The organism is Aeromonas bivalvium (genome assembly GCF_000819765.1).
Classification (GTDB): domain Bacteria; phylum Pseudomonadota; class Gammaproteobacteria; order Enterobacterales; family Aeromonadaceae; genus Aeromonas; species Aeromonas bivalvium.
On the sequence record NZ_CDBT01000001.1, the window covers coordinates 1 to 799 of the forward strand.

Annotated in this window: 1 protein-coding gene; it reads right to left on the minus strand. The window is 65.3% G+C overall.

Annotation, left to right across the window (positions count from 1 at the left end; all coding sequences use genetic code 11):
* Nucleotides 1-799: UDP-N-acetylmuramate:L-alanyl-gamma-D-glutamyl-meso-diaminopimelate ligase (gene mpl, locus BN1119_RS00005; protein WP_041992069.1), on the minus strand; the 799-nt coding region annotated here is incomplete at both ends.

Genomic DNA, 799 nt, shown 5'->3' on the forward strand with positions numbered 1-799 from the left:
GGCGGCCAGCTCCTCCTTGTGCACCCCCAGCTTCATGGTATTGGAGCGGGGCTCCAGCACCGCCAGGATGCGGGCCTGGCCGCCTGCGGCATCAACCCTGGCGCGCAGACCGCCGAGGGTGGTCTCGATGGCGGTGGGGTGGTGGGCGAAGTCGTCATAGACGCGGATCCCGGCCACCTCTCCCTTGAGCTCCATCCGTCGCTTGGGAGAGTGGAAGGCGCACAGGGCGGCCATGCCATGCTCCACTGTCACGCCGGCATGACGGGCGGCGGCAATGGCCATCAGACCGTTGCTGACATTGTGTTCGCCGATGCACTCCCAGTGCACCTCGCCCTGCTTCTCGCCATCGAGCCACACCTCGAAGGCGGAGCCATCATCAGCCAGCTTGACCGCCTTCCACCTGGCGTCGTCCTGACCCACCAGCTCCACCTCGCTCCAGCAACCCATCTTGCGCACGGCAGTGAGGTTGTCGTCGGCCTGGGGGAAGAGCACCCGGCCATTGCTCGGCACAGTGCGCATCAGATGATGGAACTGCCGCTGGATGGCGGCAAGATCGGGGAAAATGTCCGCGTGATCGAACTCCAGATTGTTCATGATCAGGGTGCGCGGCCGATAGTGGACAAACTTGGACCGTTTGTCGAAGAAGGCGCTGTCGTACTCGTCGGCCTCGATGACGAAGAAGGGGGCCGAGCCCAGGCGAGCCGAGACCGGGAAGTTGCCGGGCACGCCGCCGATGAGGAAACCGGGCTCCAGCCTGGCGTATTCGAGCACCCAGGCCAGCATGCTGGCGGTGGTGGTC